Origin of the sequence: Kocuria flava (genome assembly GCF_001482365.1) — a bacterium.
In the GTDB taxonomy this organism is placed as follows: Bacteria; Actinomycetota; Actinomycetes; order Actinomycetales; family Micrococcaceae; genus Kocuria; species Kocuria flava.
The window spans coordinates 3215261-3232074 of record NZ_CP013254.1; the positions used below are offsets into that span (position 1 = coordinate 3215261).

15 protein-coding genes are annotated in these 16814 nt (G+C 75.1%); 9 read left to right on the forward strand and 6 right to left on the reverse strand.

Features of this window, described 5'->3' with window-relative positions:
- Nucleotides 1-268: 268 nt before the first annotated feature.
- Nucleotides 269-757, forward strand: a complete 489-nt coding sequence (locus AS188_RS14400; protein ID WP_058859421.1) for a Fur family transcriptional regulator — start codon at nucleotides 269-271, stop codon at nucleotides 755-757.
- A gap of 142 nt (nucleotides 758-899) precedes the next feature.
- On the opposite strand, the gene AS188_RS14405 is transcribed toward AS188_RS14400, so the two are convergent.
- Complete coding sequence (locus AS188_RS14405) at nucleotides 900-2363, reverse strand: SseB family protein (protein WP_083529480.1); 1464 nt, start codon at nucleotides 2361-2363, stop codon at nucleotides 900-902.
- Nucleotides 2364-2532: 169 nt separating this feature from the next.
- Between AS188_RS14405 and AS188_RS14410 the strand changes: the two genes are divergently transcribed.
- Together AS188_RS14410 and rarD are read left to right on the forward strand one after the other, a co-directional pair.
- Complete coding sequence (locus AS188_RS14410; protein WP_058859422.1) at nucleotides 2533-3795, forward strand: DUF6882 domain-containing protein; 1263 nt, start codon at nucleotides 2533-2535, stop codon at nucleotides 3793-3795.
- 21 nt (nucleotides 3796-3816) lie between these two features.
- Nucleotides 3817-4749 carry an EamA family transporter RarD gene (gene rarD / locus AS188_RS14415; protein ID WP_236944997.1) on the forward strand — a complete coding sequence of 311 codons (933 nt, stop codon included), beginning with the start codon at nucleotides 3817-3819 and terminating at the stop codon, nucleotides 4747-4749.
- Nucleotides 4750-4870: 121 nt separating this feature from the next.
- On the opposite strand, the gene AS188_RS16980 is transcribed toward rarD, so the two are convergent.
- From AS188_RS16980 to AS188_RS14435, 5 genes are all read right to left on the reverse strand, one after another.
- Nucleotides 4871-5020, reverse strand: a complete 150-nt coding sequence (locus AS188_RS16980; RefSeq protein WP_101851871.1) for a methionine/alanine import family NSS transporter small subunit — start codon at nucleotides 5018-5020, stop codon at nucleotides 4871-4873.
- Nucleotides 5017-6831: a sodium-dependent transporter gene (locus AS188_RS14420; protein WP_058859423.1), complete on the reverse strand. Its 1815-nt coding sequence runs from the start codon at nucleotides 6829-6831 to the stop codon at nucleotides 5017-5019. The genes AS188_RS16980 and AS188_RS14420 overlap by 4 nt, the downstream gene beginning before the upstream one ends.
- 133 nt (nucleotides 6832-6964) lie before the next feature.
- Nucleotides 6965-8032, reverse strand: a complete 1068-nt coding sequence (locus AS188_RS14425; RefSeq protein ID WP_058859424.1) for a polyprenyl synthetase family protein — start codon at nucleotides 8030-8032, stop codon at nucleotides 6965-6967.
- A gap of 11 nt (nucleotides 8033-8043) precedes the next feature.
- On the reverse strand, nucleotides 8044-9351 hold the full coding sequence (locus AS188_RS14430; protein WP_058859425.1) for a geranylgeranyl reductase family protein: 1308 nt from the start codon (nucleotides 9349-9351) through the stop codon (nucleotides 8044-8046).
- The gene (locus tag AS188_RS14435; RefSeq protein ID WP_083529605.1) at nucleotides 9348-10055 is read right to left on the reverse strand and encodes a demethylmenaquinone methyltransferase; all 708 of its coding nucleotides are present in this window, start codon (nucleotides 10053-10055) and stop codon (nucleotides 9348-9350) included. Before AS188_RS14435 ends, AS188_RS14430 begins: the two co-directional genes overlap by 4 nt.
- An 82-nt stretch (nucleotides 10056-10137) precedes the next feature.
- On the opposite strand from AS188_RS14435, the gene AS188_RS14440 reads away from it, so the two are divergent.
- The 6 genes from AS188_RS14440 to AS188_RS14465 all read left to right on the forward strand — a co-directional run bounded on the left by AS188_RS14440 (nucleotide 10138) and on the right by AS188_RS14465 (nucleotide 16701).
- On the forward strand, nucleotides 10138-11586 hold the full coding sequence (locus tag AS188_RS14440) for an isochorismate synthase (protein WP_058859427.1): 1449 nt from the start codon (nucleotides 10138-10140) through the stop codon (nucleotides 11584-11586).
- A 142-nt stretch (nucleotides 11587-11728) separates the two neighbouring features.
- Nucleotides 11729-12490: an ABC transporter substrate-binding protein gene (locus tag AS188_RS14445; RefSeq protein WP_058859428.1), complete on the forward strand. Its 762-nt coding sequence runs from the start codon at nucleotides 11729-11731 to the stop codon at nucleotides 12488-12490.
- A 47-nt stretch (nucleotides 12491-12537) separates the two neighbouring features.
- Nucleotides 12538-13356, forward strand: coding sequence for an ABC transporter substrate-binding protein (locus AS188_RS14450; RefSeq protein WP_058859973.1), 819 nt, complete (start codon nucleotides 12538-12540; stop codon nucleotides 13354-13356).
- Between the two features lie 50 nt (nucleotides 13357-13406).
- Nucleotides 13407-14201 (forward strand): amino acid ABC transporter permease, encoded by a 795-nt coding sequence (locus tag AS188_RS14455; RefSeq protein WP_058859429.1) that lies wholly within the window; start codon nucleotides 13407-13409, stop codon nucleotides 14199-14201.
- Between the two features lie 9 nt (nucleotides 14202-14210).
- Nucleotides 14211-15020 (forward strand): amino acid ABC transporter ATP-binding protein, encoded by an 810-nt coding sequence (locus AS188_RS14460; protein ID WP_058859430.1) that lies wholly within the window; start codon nucleotides 14211-14213, stop codon nucleotides 15018-15020.
- A 274-nt stretch (nucleotides 15021-15294) separates the two neighbouring features.
- Complete coding sequence (locus tag AS188_RS14465; RefSeq protein WP_058859431.1) at nucleotides 15295-16701, forward strand: MFS transporter; 1407 nt, start codon at nucleotides 15295-15297, stop codon at nucleotides 16699-16701.
- Nucleotides 16702-16814 lie beyond the last annotated feature (113 nt).

Sequence of the window (16814 nt, forward strand, 5' to 3'; positions counted from 1 at the left end):
TGCTCGGTGCGGTGCGCGGGCGCGGGGGTGACGCCCCGTCCGCTCCCGGACGGGGTCGTGCTGCTCCCGGGCGCGCGCGGACCCCGATGTTCTCCGGTGCCGGCCCCCAGTCCCCCGCTGGTCATCGTAGGCGCAGGTCAGGGCCGGGTACAGACGCGAGGTCACGCCGGGGCCCGCGCGCGTCACATCGGGCGGGCCCCGGCGCACGGCCCCGGTGTGACGGAGCACGCTATTGTGAGTTGATCACAACAACGGTACGGTGAGGGGCATGGAGACCACGCACCGACCGGCACCTGCCGACCCCGGCCGCACCGCCGCGTGGTCGGACCGGCTCCGGGCCGCGGGCCGCCGCGTCACCCGGCAGCGGCTGGCCGTGCTCGAGGCGGTCGACGCCCACCCGCACTCCACGGCCGAGGACGTCGCCGCGGCCGTGCGCACCGCGCTGCCCACGATCACCGTCCAGTCGGTCTACGTGGTGCTCTCCGACCTCACGGCCCTGGGGATGCTGCGCAAGTTCGAGCCGCCCGCCTCCCCCGCGCTCTACGAGACCCGCACGGACGACAACCACCACCACGCCTACTGCGTGCGCTGCGGCGCGGTCACGGACATCGACTGCGCCGTCGGCCACGCCCCGTGCCTGACCCCCGTGGAGCACCACGGCATGCACCTGCTCTCCGCGGACGTCGTCTACCACGGCGTGTGCGCCGACTGCCTCGCCGCGGACGGCGCCCGTCCCGCGGCCGCGTCCGCCGGCTGACGCCCCGGCCGGATGCTCCGTCCGGACGACACGTGCCCCGGACGAGGAGACGGGATCCGCGGCGGCTCCGGCCCCCGGCGCGGGACGCCCGCGCGTCTCTCGCCGCGCGGCCGTTGCGGTCCTGCCGTCGCGGGCGCTCCTCCTACGGTGCCGCCGGCCCCTGCTCCCCGGCACCCTCCGCAGGCCCGTTCCCGGGCGCTGCGCCCGGCCCGCCGGCGTCCGGCTCGTCCACGAGCGCGAGCAGCTCCCGCAGCTGCTCGGCGCCGAGCGTGGCGACCGGCGGGCGGGCGTTGAGGCAGGCCGCGCGCGCCCCGGAGTCCAGGGCGAAGCGCAGCGCCTGGCGGGCCGGGGCGGAGCGGACCTCCAGGGAGCGGTCGAGCGCGGCGATCTCGGCCGCCGAGGTGAACAGCAGCATCGTGTCCGGGGCCACCCCCTCCCGGGCGGGCCGCGCCCAGACGGGCACGGCCCGCCCGTCCTGGACCCGCACCCCGAGCAGCAGCACCGCGGGCGGGGCCAGCAGCGCGGCGAAGAGCTGGGGCATGCTGCCCTCGGCCAGGGCGGCCTTGGCGGCGTCGTTGCGCGGGGTGCGCACCACCCACTCCAGCTGCGGGCGGCTGATCCGGCAGCCGCGGTGGGCGGGGTCGACGACGAGGTGGTCGTACTGCTCGTCCTCGACCACCATCTGCAGGATCCGCACGGCCGACTCGCGCAGCAGCACCGGCTGCTCCTCCCGGCCGCGGTGGCGCTCGTGCATCGCCCGCGCCTCGGCGGCGGAGGTGTAGACGGCCAGCGACCGGGTGCCGTCCGCCTCGGTGAGCGTCTGCACGCGCAGCTGCGAGTCCGGCCCCACGGTCCGGCCCTCCGGGCCCGGCACCAGGGTGCTCGCGGTGACGTCGAGCAGCAGGGTGCCGGCGGTGGCCTGGCGGAGGACCTCGATCATCCCGGCGTCGTCCGGGGCGGCCGCGAAGGCCTCGACCGCGGCCCGCACCCCGGGATGGACCGTGCCCTCCGGGTCCTCGGGGGCACCCGTCCCGGCGTCCCCCGGGGCGGACGGGGCGGCGGTCCCGCCCCGGGCGTCCTCGTCCCGGGCGTCCTCGCCGGCGACGGGCAGCCGCACCCCGGCCCGGCGGGCCAGCTCGTCGGCCCAGGCCGGGATGCGCTCGCGCGTGCGGGGGAAGCGCTCGAGGTGGGCCACCAGGTCCTGGGCGGTGTAGGGGCCCTCCTCGGCCCACGGCTCGGGCCGGTGCTCGAGCTCGAAGGTCCCGCCCACCCGGTGGACGGGCTGGGGCCAGCCCTCGGCGGCGATCGTGACGGTCGCGGTGAACCACGTCCCCCGCCCGGGCCGGTGGACGCGCTCGCGCAGCTGCTCGACGGCCGGCAGCACCGCGCTGCCCTCCTTGACGGGGCCCGCGGTGCCGGGCACGACCTCGTCCCCGCGGTGCTCGCGCACCCGCAGGTGCACGCGCCCGCCCTGGACCTTCAGGTCCACGACCACCCGGTCCCAGCCGGGCTCGGTGCGCAGGACCGAGAGCACCCACGCGCCGATGGTGTCGAGCAGCTGCTGGGGATCCTGTGCGGGCCCGGTGGGGGCGGGGGTCTCGCTCATGCGGTGGCTCGTTCCCGGCCCGTCGACGGGGCCTGCTCGGTGCGGGTGGACGGGGGCGGGAGCCCGCCGCGGCGGGTCCCGGAGACCTCGCGGAACACCCTACCGAAACGGTTTCCGGCCGCCCCGCCGCGGCGGCCGGGGCCCCGGGATGGTTGCTAGCCTGGGACCCATGACGAAAACGCTGCAGGATCTGATCGACGAGTCGATCTTCATCTCCACCGAGTACCAGGCCAGGCTGGCCGAGCTGACCCAGGGCGCCGAGTGGGACGTCGACTTCTCCGCGCCGGCGTTCACCCTGCAGTCCGAGCCCCCCGTGCGCCTGACCCCGTACCTGCTGGGCACCGACTCGGCCTCCCGCGGGTCGTGGATCTGGTCGTGGCAGGAGCTGGGGCACTTCCCCGCCGTCGTCGTCTCCGCGGCCGTCCAGGCCCGCGAGGCCGGCGAGCAGCTCGGGGTCGCGGAGCTGACCACCGACGAGCTGCCCGCCGCCGAGGGCCTCGCCCGGCGGCTGACCCTCGCGGCCAAGGCCGTGACCGGGGTCTACGCCCACTACCCGGCCGGTGCCGGCGGCGGCGTCACCGCCTGGCTGCTGCTCGAGGGGCCCGAGCTCGAGCTGCCCGAGCTGACGGTCGAGCGGATGATGCGCGTGATCGCCGAGGCCCTCACCACGGACACCGCCGTGGACCACAACCTCGCCGTGGACTCCTACGCGAAGCTGCGCGGCGCCCACGTCGAGTGGGACACCGAGGCCACGTGCGTGGTGACGGTCGGCGACGGCGCCCAGCGCTTCTGGTTCGACGACCACCAGATCTCCGGGGTCGAGCCCGCCGAGCCCGCCGTGGGCCCCGAGGTCCTCGCCGACCTCGCCGCGGACGCCCGCGAGCGCGCCGAGGCCCTGCGCGCCCAGCGGCGGGAGGCCGAGGCCGCCGCCGCCCGCGAGGAGGCCGCCCCGCCGGCCCCCCGTGCCGAGGAGCCCGCCGGCGAGCCGGAGCCCCTCGAGGTGCCCGGGTTCGTGGCGGAGGAGCCCGCCGAGCCGGCCCCCGCGCAGCCCCGCGAGGAGCCGGTGGCCGCAGGCTTCGACGACGACGCCGACCGCCCGTTCGACCAGGAGCCCTCGGAGCGCGAGGTCCGGCCCGGGCGCGTCAGCACCACGGTGGTGCCCGAGCCGGTGCGCGAGCCCGCCCCGGCCGCCGAGCCCGCCCCGCAGCCGGCCGCCGAGCCCGCCCCCGCGGCCGAGCCGGTGCGCGAGCCCGTCGGCGAGGCGGAGCGCGAGCCGGTGGCCGAGCGCGAGGTCGTCGCCGGCCCGGCCGTGCCCGGCGGTCCCTCCGCCGAGCCGGTGGTCGAGGGCGCCGAGGAGGAGGAGCGCGAGGCGGAGCACGCCGAGCAGGGCGAGCGGAAGAAGGGCTTCTTCAGCCGGTTCTTCGGACTCTGACCCCCGGCGGTACCCTCGAGCGTGACCGCATACAACACCGCACCCGGCCCGGATCCCGACGCACAGGCGAGGACCCGGGCCGGACTGCTGTCCGGGTTCGGGGCCTACGGCATCTGGGGCCTGCTGCCGCTGTACTTCGTGCTGCTGGACCCCGCCGGGCCGGTGGAGATCGTGGCGCTGCGGGTGCTGTTCTCCCTCGTCTTCTGCCTGCTGGTGCTGGCCCTCACCGGCGGGCTCGCGCCCCTGGGGCGGCTGCTGCGCTCGCCGCGCCCGTTGGCGGCCCTGGGCCTGGCCGGGGCGCTGATCGCCGTGAACTGGCTGCTGTACACGATCGCCACGACCACGGGCCACACCCTCGAGGCGTCCCTGGGCTACTTCATCAACCCCCTCGTGGCCGTGCTGCTGGGGGTCGTGGTGCTGCGGGAGCGGATGCGCCGGCTGCAGTGGGCGGCCGTGGTCGTGGGCCTCGTGGCGGTCGTGGTGATGGCCGTCTTCTACGGCCAGGTGCCGTGGCTGTCCCTCGGGCTGGCGTTCTCCTTCGGCTTCTACGGGCTGGTCAAGTCCCTGGTGGGCGGGTCCTGGCCGGCGATCGTGACCCTCACCGCGGAGACCCTCGCGCTGACCCCGGCCGCCGCGTGGGTCGTGGGGTCCCTGGCCGCCGACGGGCGGCTGAGCCTGGCCGCGGAGGGCCCGGGGCACTTCCTGCTGCTGCTCTCCTCCGGGGTGATCACCGCCGTGCCGCTGATCCTCTTCGGCGCGGCCGCCACCCGGCTGCCCCTGAGCACCGTCGGGATGATCCAGTACGTGGCCCCGGTCATGCAGTTCCTCGTGGCGGTCCTCGTGCTGGGCGAGCGGATGCCCCTCGAGCGCTGGGTGGGCTTCGGGGTCGTGTGGGTCGCCGTGCTGCTGCTCGTCCTCGACGCCGTGCGCGCCCCCCGGGCCCTGCGCGAGTGACCCGCCGCCCGGGGCCCCCGGGGGCGGACGGGGGCCCGGGGGCGGGGAGACCGGCGCTGCGGACGGCAGGACCCCCGCACCGGGGCGGTGCGGGGGTCCTGTGCCGTGCGCGGGCCGGGGCTCAGGTGGTGCGGACGTAGTCGTCCGCGCCGAAGCCCTGGTCGACGTCGGGGATCTCGGGCTGGCGCCGCAGGTGCAGCACGGCGGCCGTGAAGCCGCCCCACAGGGTCAGCGCGGCGACGATCAGCATGACGATCGCGATCGGGGTCATCGGGGGTCCTCCTCGGTGCGGGACGGGGCGGGCGCGCCGGGCGACGCGGGACCGGGAGACGTCCGGTCCGCGCCGTCGCTCCACGGCGCCGCGGGGGCCTCCCCCGCGGGGGCGGTGCCGGCGGCGTGCCGGCCCGGGACGGCCGCGGCGGTCCCGGTGCCCGGGCGGTAGGAGAAGTCCTGGTCCAGGGCCGGGGTGCGCAGGGCGGTGTCCGACCAGCGGGCCAGGGGCTCCCCGCCGCGGATGCGGTGGCGGTCCGTGAAGGCGTCCAGGATCGCCGGGGACGGGCTGAGGTCCGAGGCGGCCGAGCCGGCCGGCCACGGCACCTTGGAGAGCAGGTAGGCGATGACCACGAGGCCGATCGCCATGCCCCACCCGAAGGTGTTGACGAACCAGGCGGGCATCCCGCCGTAGCCCTCCGCGAGGGTCGTGGTGAGCGTGTCGATGAGGATGTAGCCCAGCACGATCGGGGTCAGCCCGCCGACCACGACCATCCAGGTGCGGCCCAGCTTGAACGAGGACACCGAGTTGAGGTGGTCGCGCAGGGTGGGCAGCGCCGAGAAGCCGGCGGTGAGCAGCATGATCGAGACCAGGGCCGCGGCCACGATGCCGAACTGGTTGACGAAGTTGTCCGTGACGTCGAGCAGGTTCAGCCCCGTCGTCGTCGTGAACAGCGCCAGGGAGATCAGCGCCATGGGCACGACGACGACCAGCACGGCGCTGCGCCGGCGCAGACCCAGCTTGTCCTGGGCGGCCGCGACGACGACCTCGACGATCGAGACCAGCGAGGTGAAGCCCGCGAAGGTCAGCGTCGCGAAGAAGAGCACGCCGATCAGGGTCCCGAAGGGCGCCTCGGAGATGATCGTCGGGAAGGCGATGAACGCCAGGCCGATGCCCGAGGTCGCCACCTCGTCGACGCCCGTGCCCGCGACGCCGGCCATGAAGCCCAGCGCGGCGAACACGCCGATGCCCGCCAGCAGCTCGAAGCTCGAGTTGCCGAAGCCGACGACCAGCCCGGAGCTGGTGAGGTCGGTCTTGGGCTTGAGGTAGGAGGAGTAGGTGATCATGATGCCGAAGCCCACGGACAGGGAGAAAAAGATCTGGCCGTAGGCGGCGACCCACACCGACGCGTTGCCCAGGGCTCCCCAGTCCGGGGTGAAGAACGCGTTGAGGCCGTCGACCGCGCCGGGCAGGGTCAGGGCGATGACCACGATGGTCAGGAACATCAGCACGAGCAGCGGGATGAGGACCAGATTGACCTTCCCGATGCCGTTCTGCACCCCGAGCAGCAGCACGACGAGCAGCGCCACCCACGCGACCGCGGTGGCCACGAGCACGGAGGGCACGAAGTCGAAGCCGACGGTGACGTCCTCGGAGGTGCGCAGCACGTCCGAGAGGAAGTACGTGGCCGGGTCCTCGCCCCACGCCTTGGTGACGGAGAAGCCGGTGTAGAGCATCGCCCAGCCCAGGATCACGGCGTAGTAGACGGCGATCACGAAGCTGATGCCCATCTGCCACCAGCCGATCCACTCGGTCTTCGGGTGCAGCCGGCGGAACGCCAGCGGCGCCGAGGCGCGGAAGCGGTGGCCCACGCCGTACTCGAGCATCAGCAGCGGCAGGCCGGCGGTGAGCAGCGCGACGAGGTAGGGGATGAGGAAGGCGCCGCCGCCGTTCTCGTAGGCGATGTAGGGGAAGCGCCAGATGTTGCCCAGGCCGACGGCGGAGCCGATCGCGGCCAGGATGAAGACCGTGCGGCTGGAGAACGCCTCGCGGGGCGGCCTGGCACGGTCCGGTGGTGACTGCTGGGTCATGGGTGGTCCTCGGGTCCGGTGGTGGTTCGCGACGGCTTCAGGCTAGTCCGTGCGGGCACCGGCGCACACGTCGACGCGAGGGAGACCCGGGGACGGCCCCGGGCCGGGACCGCCGGGAACAGCGCGGAGGGGCTCAGGCCTCCCGGTGGACGACCGCGTGGGCGAAGGCCACGAGGGCGCGCTTGGGCACCGAGTCGGCCAGGGGCTCGAGGGCGGCGATGGCCTCGTCCGCCCAGGCGCGGGCGATCCGCCACGCCTCCTCGGTGGCCGGGTGCGCCGCGAGGGCGGCCACGGCCTCCGCGAGGGCCGCGTCGGGGCCGAGGTCGGCCTCGAGCAGCGCCACGACGCGCGCGGCCGCGGCGTCGCCCTCCCGGGCCATCCGGCGCACGAGCAGCACCGGCAGGGTGGGCACGCCCTCGCGCAGGTCGGTGCCCGGGGACTTGCCGGAGACCTCGTCGGCGCCGACGACGTCGATCACGTCGTCGGCGAGCTGGAAGGCGATCCCGACCTTCTCGCCGTACTCGACGAGGACGTCGACGACGTCCTGGTCCGCGCCGGCGAGCACGGTGCCGAAGTGCCCGCAGGCGGCGATCAGGGACCCGGTCTTGCCGGCGAGGACGTCGAGGTAGTGCTCGAGGGCATCCTGGCCCTCGCGCGGACCGACCGTCTCGTGGAGCTGGCCGAGCACGAGCCGCTCGAAGGTGTCGGCCTGGATCCGCAGGGCCCGCTGCCCGAGGTCGGAGACCATCGAGGAGGCCCGGGCGAAGATGAGGTCCCCGGTGAGGATCGCCACCGAGTTGCCCCACACGGTCTGGGCGGTCGCGACCCCGCGGCGCAGCGGGGCGGAGTCCATGACGTCGTCGTGGTAGAGGGTCGCCAGGTGGGTCAGCTCCACGACGGCGGCGGCCTCGAGGACGGCGTCGTTGACCCCGCCGCCGATCTCCCCGGCCAGGACGGTGAGCAGGGGGCGCACGCGCTTGCCGCCGGCCTGGAGGAGGTGGCGGGAGGTGACGTCGGCCAGCCGGTCGGTGCTGCGCACCGCCTCGTCGAGGCGGTCCTCGATCCGCGCGAGCGCCTCGAGCACGACCGGCCCGAGCCGGTCGTCGGACGCGATGAGGTCGAACCCGGCGGGCAGCCTCACCTGGTCGGCGTCGAGGCCCGTGCCCGGGGCACCGGGGCGCGGGGCGGAGGAGTCAGTCACGGTCCACCACTCTAGCGAGTTTTCGATCGGGTTTTCGGGGCCCGGGTGTTGCCGGTCGCGGGCGTGAGGGCGTCGAGCAGCCCGATGGCCCGGTCCTCCCAGGTGTGCGGCGGGCGGTCGGAGAGCTCGGTCATCACGCGCACCACGAAGCGCATCAGGGCGGGCACGGCCATGCCGGTGCGCACGGCCGCCTTCATCACGGCGGGGCTGCCGATCAGCTGGGCGAGGACCCGGCCCTGGGTGAAGTGCGCGCCCCACTCCTGGCGGACCCGGTCGGGGTAGCGGGCCAGGGCGAGCTCCCGCTGGGCGGGGCCGTTGGCGGCGGCGGCCGCGGCGACGTGCTCGGCGGCGTAGCGGGCCGACTCCATGGCGTTGGAGATCCCCTCCCCGTTGAACGGGGAGACCAGCCCGGCGGCGTCGCCCAGCAGCAGCATCCCGGGCACGTGGTGGGGGGTGCGGTTGAAGGCCATGGGCAGGGCGGCCCCCAGCACGCGCCCGCGCCGGTGGTCCTCGTCGAAGGTCCACTCGGCGGGCATGGACGCGGTCCAGTCGGCCAGGACCTTCCGGTAGTCCAGGGCGCCGAAGGCCGGGGAGGTGTCGAGGATGCCCAGGCCCACGTTGGCGGTGCCGTCGCCGACGCCGAAGACCCACCCGTAGCCGGGCAGCAGCGCCCCGGTGGGGTCGTTGCCGTCGGCGAGCTCGAGCCAGCCCTCCATCCACTCGAGGTCCGCGCGCGGGGACTCGTAGTAGGCCCGCACGGCCACGCCCATGGGCCGGTCCTCGCGCCGGTGCAGCCCGGCGGAGACGGCGGCGCGGGCGGAGTTGCCGTCGGCGGCGAGCACGACGTCGGCCCGGTGCTCCTCGACCTCGCCGGTGCGCCGCCCCCGCTCGTCGAGCACGGCGGCCCGGGCCCCGGTGACCCGGCCGCCGGCGTCGCGCAGCACCCCGGTGACGCCGCGGCGCTCGAGCACCCGCGCCCCGGCGGCGCGGGCGTGGCCGGCGAGCTGCTGGTCGAAGTCCCGGCGGGTGCGCACGAGCCCGTAGTCGGGGAAGTCGCTCAGCTGCGGCCACGGCACCTCGACCGTGCGCTCGCGGGCGACCAGGCGCAGCCCGCGGTTGCGGGCGTAGCCGTGCCCGGGCCCGTGCGGCAGGCCCATGAGCTGCAGCTCCCGCACGGCTCGCGGGGTCAGCCCGTCGCCGCAGACCTTCTCCCGGGGGTAGGCGGTCTTCTCGAGGACGGTGACCTCGATCCCGTGGGCGGCCAGCCAGTACCCGGCGGTGGCGCCGGCGGGTCCGCCGCCGAGGACGAGGGCCCTCATCGGGCGGCGGCGGCCGGTCGCCGCGCCCGGTGGACGGCCACGATCCCGCCGGTGAGGTTGCGGTACTGCACCCCGTCCCAGCCCGCGGCGGCGATCTCGGCGGCGAGCGCCTCCTGGTCCGGCCACGCGGCGATCGACTCGGCGAGGTAGCGGTAGGCCTCGGGGTTGGAGGCGGTGCGCCCGGCGATCCCGGGCAGGGCCTTGACCAGGTACTCGCTGTAGAGGGTGCGCAGGGGCCGCGCCGTGGGGGTCGAGAACTCGCAGATCACCAGCCGGCCCCCGGGGCGGGTCACGCGCAGCATCTCGGCCAGGGCCCGGCGGAAGTCCTGGATGTTGCGCAGCCCGAAGGAGATGGTCACGGCGTCGAAGGAGGCGTCCGCGAACGGCAGCCGGGTGGCGTCGGCCTGGACGAACTCGATGTCGGGACGGCGGGCGCGGCCGACCTCGAGCATCCCGAGGGAGAGGTCCGCTGCCACGACGTCGACGCCGGCGTCGGCGTAGGGCTCCGCGGAGGTCCCGGTCCCGGCGGCCAGGTCCAGCACCTTCTCCCCCGGCACCGCGCCCACGGCCTCCGCGACGACCCGCCGCCACCCGCGGGTCCGGCCCAGGGAGAGGAGGTCGTTGACGAGGTCGTAGCGGGGGGCCACGGCGTCGAACATGGCGGAGACTTCGTGCGGCTGCTTGGACAGGTCTGCTCGGTTCACCCGCACATTGTCGCACCCGTCCCGGGCGCGGCCGGGACGCGGGGTCCGGGGCACGGGGGCACCCGGCTTAGACTGGAGGGCGATGCCTGCTCCCCGCCCGAACGACGACGCCGTCCCGCCGGTGCCCGTGCTGCACGTGCTCACGGTGCCCCTGGCCGAGCTCGGCGTGCCCACCGCCCCCGACCTGCGCGAGCTGCTCGCGGGGTCCGGGCTGCTCGCCTGGACGGTCGACGGCCAGGGCCTCGTCGGCCACGGCCGCGCCGCCGGGCACACCGTGCGCGGACCCGACCGCTTCACGGCCGCGCGGGTGTGGTGGGACGACCTCGCCGCCGCGGCGGTCGTCGAGGACCGGGTGGGCGTGCCCGGCAGCGGCCTGGCCGCCTTCGGCGCCTTCAGCTTCGCCGCGGAGTCGGGGGCGGACTCCGGGCTCGTGGTCCCCGAGCTGGTCGTGGGCCGGCGCGACGACGACGCCTGGGCGAGCCTCGCCGTGGCCGCGGCCCCCGGCGCGCCCTTCACCCTCTCCGCCGAGGACGTCGTCGCCGCGTGGGTGCACCACCACGGCGCCGCCCCCGGGGCGGCGGTCGCGGCGGCCCCGGCCGCGGCGCCGGGACCGGTGCACCTGTCCCCCGGCGCGCTGGACGAGGCCGCGTGGACGCAGGCCGTGCGCGAGGGCGTGGAGCTGATCCGCGCCGGCGGGCTGGAGAAGCTCGTGCTGGCCCGCGACGTGCTCGCCCGCACGGCCGGGCCGCTGGACCCGGTCGCGGTGGTGCGCGACCTCGCCCACCGCTACGAGCGGTGCTGGACCTACTGCGTGGACCTGGGCTCCGGGGCGGGGCGGCTGCTCGGGGCGACCCCCGAGATGCTCGTGCGGGTGCTCGACGGCACCGCCCGTGCCCGCGTGCTGGCCGGGACCCTGGACCGGGACGCGGTGCCCGCGGGCGAGGACCCGCAGCGCTTCGCGGCCCGGGTGCTGGGAGAGTCCGAGAAGCAGCAGCACGAGCACGGCTTCGCCATCGACTCCCTCACGGCCTCCCTCGCGCCCTACACCGAGGTCGTCACGAGCTCCCCGGAGCCGTTCATCCTCGAGCTGCCCAACGTGTGGCACCTCGCCTCGGACGTCACGGCGGTGCTGCGCCCCGGCCCGGCCGGCGACCCGCCGTCCTCGCTCGAGCTGGCCGAGGCCGTGCACCCGACCGCGGCGGTGTGCGGCACGCCCACCGCCGCGGCCGCCGCCCTGATCCCGGAGCTGGAGCGGATGGACCGCGGCCTCTACGCCGGCCCCGTCGGCTGGCTCGACGCCGCCGGCAACGGCGACTGGGGCATCGCCCTGCGCGGCGCCGTGCAGCAGGACGAGCACACCGTGCGGCTCTTCGCCGGCTGCGGCATCGTGGGCGCCTCCGACCCCGAGGCGGAGCTCGCCGAGACCTGGGCGAAGCTGCGCCCGATGCTGCAGGCCCTGGGACTGGGGGCCGACCCCGCCGGCGCCGCCCCCGGCGCCGGGGCGGCCGCACCGCGCCGGCCCGGGCGCTGAGCCCGCCCGGAGCGCACCGGCGGCGCGCGCACCGTATCCTGGTCTACCGAACCGCACCATCCGGGGCCGCCGCCCCGCGGACCGGCCGGCGCCGGTCCCCCGCCCACCGCGCCCACCGGCGCCGAAGGAGACTCCGCCCGCGATGCCCGCCGCCCGCCGCCTCACCGCCCTCGCCCTCGCCACCACCGCCGCCGCCGCACTGGCCGGGTGCACCCCCACCGCCGGGGACGGGGGCGGGGGCGGCGCGCAGGCGCTGACGGTGTGCACGAACTCCCCCTACCCGCCGTTCGAGCTCGAGCGCGACGGCGAGATCGTCGGCTTCGACATGGCGATCGCGGACGAGATCGCGGCGGACCGGGGCTCGTCCAAGGAGGTCGTGCAGGCGAACTTCGAGACCCTCGAGTCCGGGGCCGCGCTGGACACCGGCCAGTGCGACGTCGCGATCGCCGGCATCACCGTCACCGACGAGCGCCGCGCCGCGATGGACTTCTCCGAGCCGTACTTCAACGACGAGCTGGCCCTGCTCACCACCGCGGACTCCGGCATCGACGGCTTCGAGGACCTCGCCGGCGCCGCCGTGGGCGTCCAGCAGGGCACCTCCGGCGAGGACCACGCCACCGAGCACGGCTGGGACGTGCAGCAGTTCGAGGACGTCGAGCTGATGTTCCAGTCCCTCGAGACCGACGGCGTGGACGCCGTCGTCGGCAACGTCTCCGCGCTGGGCGAGCGCGCGGGGGCCTCCCCCGACCTCGAGCTCGCGGCGACCCTCGACAACGGCGAGCAGATCGCCGTGGCGGTCGCCCGGGGCGAGACCGAGCTGCTCGAGCAGGTGAACGCCACGCTCGAGCGGATCCGCCAGGACGGCACGCTCGAGCGCCTGCGCGCCGAGTGGATGGGCCTGTGATCCCCGCCGCCCCCGATCCCGCACCCGACGACCCGCAGGAGAACCGCATGTCCCGTCCCCCGCGCCCGGCCCGCACCGCGGCCGCCGCCGCGCTCGCCGCCCTCGTCCTCACCGGCTGCTCCGCGGGAGGGGGCGAGCAGGCCGCCCCGCAGGAGGGCTCCAGCGGCTCGCCGGCCGTGCCCCTCGTCGAGCCGGGGGTGCTGACCGTGTGCTCGGAGTCCAACTACCCGCCCTTCGAGATGGAGCAGGACGGCGAGATGGTCGGGCTCGACATGGACCTGGGCCGGGAGATCGCCGCCGACCTCGGGGTGGAGATGAAGAACGTCACCCTCGCCTTCGAGTCCATCCAGTCCGGCGCGGCCCTGGACACCGGGCAGTGCGACGTCGCGATCTCGGCGCTGTCGATCACCGAGGAGCGGCAGACGGTGATGGACTTCTCGGACCCCTACTACGACAACGAGCTGGGCCTGGTGACCGACGGCGAGGACGGGCCCGCCTCGATCGACGCCGCCCGCGAGCAGGGGGCACGGGTCGGGGTCATGCAGGGCACCCTCGGGGAGGACCAGGCCGCGGAGCTCGGCCTGGAGGCCGTGCAGTTCGAGGACGCCACCACCATGTTCACCGACCTGGGCACCGGCGGCGTCGACGCCGTGCTCGACGACGTCACCGCGATCTCCGAGCACTCGAAGGACAACGCGGACTTCGTCCTGCGGGAGACCCGCGACGTCGACGACCAGCTGGGCGTGGCGGTGCGCCGGGGCAACGAGGCCATGCTGGCCCAGGTCGACGCCACCCTGGACCGGATCGAGCAGGACGGCACGCGCGAGCGCATCGTCGAGACCTGGATCCCCGTCCGCGAGAACTGACCGGCGCCGCCGGAGCCCGCCCACCCGCACCACCGAGAACGGACCACCTCATGGCCATGACCATGCACCAGAGAGCCCGGCTCTCCCGCGGCGTCCAGTACGCCGTGCTCGCCGTCGTCGTCGTCGCGCTGATCGCGGTCGCCGACTGGCCGCTGCTGATCGAGAAGGTCTTCAACCCCGGCGTCGCCGCCCAGCAGTTCCCCGCGATCATCACCACCGCGCTGAAGAACACGATCATCTACACGGTGCTCGGCTTCGTCGTCGGGCTCACCGGCGGCGTGGTCCTGGCCCTGATGAAGCTCTCCTCGGTGGCACCCTACCGGTGGCTGGCGACGCTCTACATCGAGTTCTTCCGCGGCGTGCCCGCGCTGCTGGTCTTCCTCGCCTTCGGCTACGGCATCCCGCTCGCGTTCGGCTTCCGCTTCAACCACTACGTGACGGTGATGATCGCCCTGGGCCTGGTGGCCGCCGCCTACATCGCGGAGTCGCTGCGCGCGGGCCTGCAGGCGGTGCCCAAGGGCCAGTACGAGGCCGCCCGCTCCCTGGGCATGTCCCACGCCCGGGCGATGGTCACCATCGTCATCCCCCAAGCGCTGCGGATCGTGCTGCCCCCGCTGACCAACGAGGTCATCCTGCTCACCAAGGACTCCTCGCTCGTCTACCTGCTGGGCATGGGCGTGAGCCAGTACGAGCTCACGAAGTTCGGCCGCGAGGCGATCTCCGGGTCGGGGGCGGGGCTGACCCCGCTCGTCGTGGCCGGCGTGTGCTACCTGATCATCACGGTGCCCCTGGGCGTGCTGACCCGCCGCTTCGAGTCCAAGACCGACCGCATGAAGAAGTCCTAGGAGTCCACGATGAGCCACCCCTCCCCCTCCGCCCCGCGGCCCGGCGGCGACCTCGCCGGGGCCGCCTCCGTCGCCGTCGAGGACCTGCACAAGTCCTACGGCTCCCTCGAGGTCCTCAAGGGCATCTCCCTGACCGTGGCGGCCGGGCAGGTCGTGTGCCTGATCGGCCCCTCCGGGTCCGGGAAGTCGACGCTGCTGCGCTGCGTGAACCTGCTCGAGACCCCCCAGAAGGGGCGGATCACCATCGGCGACGTCGAGGTCACCGACCCCGAGGCGGACGTCGACCGGCTGCGCCGGCACGTGGGCATGGTCTTCCAGCAGTTCAACCTCTTCCCGCACCTGAGCGTGCTGGAGAACTGCACCGTGGCCCAGGTCAAGGTGCTCAAGCGCGAGAAGGCCGAGGCGGAGCGGATCGCCCGCGCCAACCTCGAGCGCGTGGGCCTGGCCGAGAAGGCGGACGGCTACCCCGACCAGCTCTCCGGCGGCCAGCAGCAGCGCGTGGCGATCGCCCGCGCGCTGTCGATGGACCCGTCCCTGATGCTCTTCGACGAGCCCACCTCCGCCCTGGACCCCGAGACCGTGGGCGACGTCCTGGCGATCATGCGCTCCCTGGCCGCCGAGGGCATGACGATGCTCGTGGTCACCCACGAGATGGAGTTCGCCCGCGACGTCGCCGACCGCGTCGTGTTCATGGACGGCGGGGTCGTCGTCGAGGAGGGCCCGGCCGCCGAGGTCATCGGCAGCCCCCGCGAGGCGCGCACCCGCGCCTTCCTCTCCCGCGTGCTCAACCCCACCCAGGTGCAGGCCCCGGAGGACTGAGCTCCTCCGCCCCTGCTCCGCGGGCCCGCCGTCCGCCCGGACGGCGGGCCCGCACTCATATGCAGGAGCGCTGATCCTGCCTGGATCCATATCTTCAACAGCTCAACGGCCCCCTGGCGGATACCCGGGGTTTTGCCGCATATGGCGCCCGTCACATCCCTGTCACCCTGGGAGGGAGCCGGGAACGACCCTCGTCGGCGTCCCGCACCGACCCGCACTCCCCCGCCCCGCCGCCCCGCCGGGCCGCGGGGCCCGTCCAGGAAGGCCCGGGACCATGACCCAACCGCACACCATCATCGCCGAGGACCCGCGCAAGGAGGCGCGGACCGCCAACTGGGTGGCGGCCGTCGTCTGCATGGCCCTGCTCTTCGACGGCTACGACCTCACCGTCTACGGCACCGTCCTCTCCACCCTGCTCGACGACCCGAGCCAGATCGGGGAGGTCACCCCCGCCATGGCCGGGGCCCTCGGCTCCTACGCGCTCATCGGCGTGCTCGTCGGCTCCCTGACCTGCGGCTTCCTCGGCGACCACTTCGGCCGCCGCCGCCTGATCCTCGGCGGCATCGCCTGGTTCTCCATCGGCATGTTCATCACGGCCCTGACCACCTCGGTCGCGGCCTTCGGCACGATGCGCTTCCTCACCGGCCTCGGCCTCGGCGTCATCCTCGCCACCGCCGGCGCGACCATCGCCGAGTTCGCCCCGGCCGGGCGGCGCAACTTCTACAACGCGATCGTCTACTCGGGCATCCCCGCCGGCGGGGTGACCGCCGCCCTGCTCGGCATCGTCCTGCTCGAGCCCCTCGGCTGGCGCGGGCTGTTCATGCTCGGCGCCACGCCCATCCTGTTCCTGCTGCCGCTGGCCTGGTTCAAGCTCCCCGAGTCCCCGCGCTGGCTGCTCTCCCGCGGCCGCGAGGAGGAGGCCCGGGCCGCCGCCGCGCGCACCGGCGTGCCCCTGGTCGAGGAGGCCGTGATCCAGCAGGCCGGCGCCGCCCCCGCCAAGCGGGGCTTCGCCGCCGCCTTCTCCCGCCAGTTCCTCGTCGCCACCGTGCTGCTGGGCTTCATGTCCTTCTCCGGCCTGCTGCTGACCTACGGGCTCAACACCTGGCTGCCGCGCATCATGGAGGGCTACGGCTTCGGCACCAACTACTCCCTGTCCTTCCTGCTGATCCTCAACTCCGGCGCCGTGGTCGGCGGGCTCATCGCCTCCGGGGTCGCCGACAGGCTGGGGGCCCAGCGGATCGTGGCGACCACGTTCGTGCTCGCGGCCATCACCCTCGTGCTGATGACCTTCCGGTTCCCGGCACCGGTGCTGTTCCTGTTCATCGCCGTCGCCGGCGTGGGCACCCTGGGCACGCAGGTGCTGATCTACGGCTTCAGCTCGAACTACTACACGACCAACGCCCGTGCCGCCGGCGTGTCCTGGGTGGCCGGCTTCGGCCGCATCGGCGGCGTGATGGGCCCGCTCATCGGCGGCTGGCTCGCCGCGGCCGGCATCGGCGGGGCCTCCGCGTTCTACATCTTCGGCGGCGTGGCCCTGTTCGGCGCCCTCGTCACGGTCCTGGTCCCGCGCCAGCGCCTGCTGGAGCAGGCCGAGCAGCGCGTCGAGCAGGTCGCCGCCGCGCAGCCGCGCCCGGAGACGCTCGCCGGCCCGCCGGCCGGCGGCACGGGCCCCCGCGCCTGAGGCTCGCCGGCAGCCCGCCAGGGCCCCGTCCCCCGAGGGGACGGGGCCCTGGCCCGTTCCGGCCCCGGCGCGTTCGGGCGCCGGCCGCCCGGTCCCGTTCCGGCCGGCCCCGT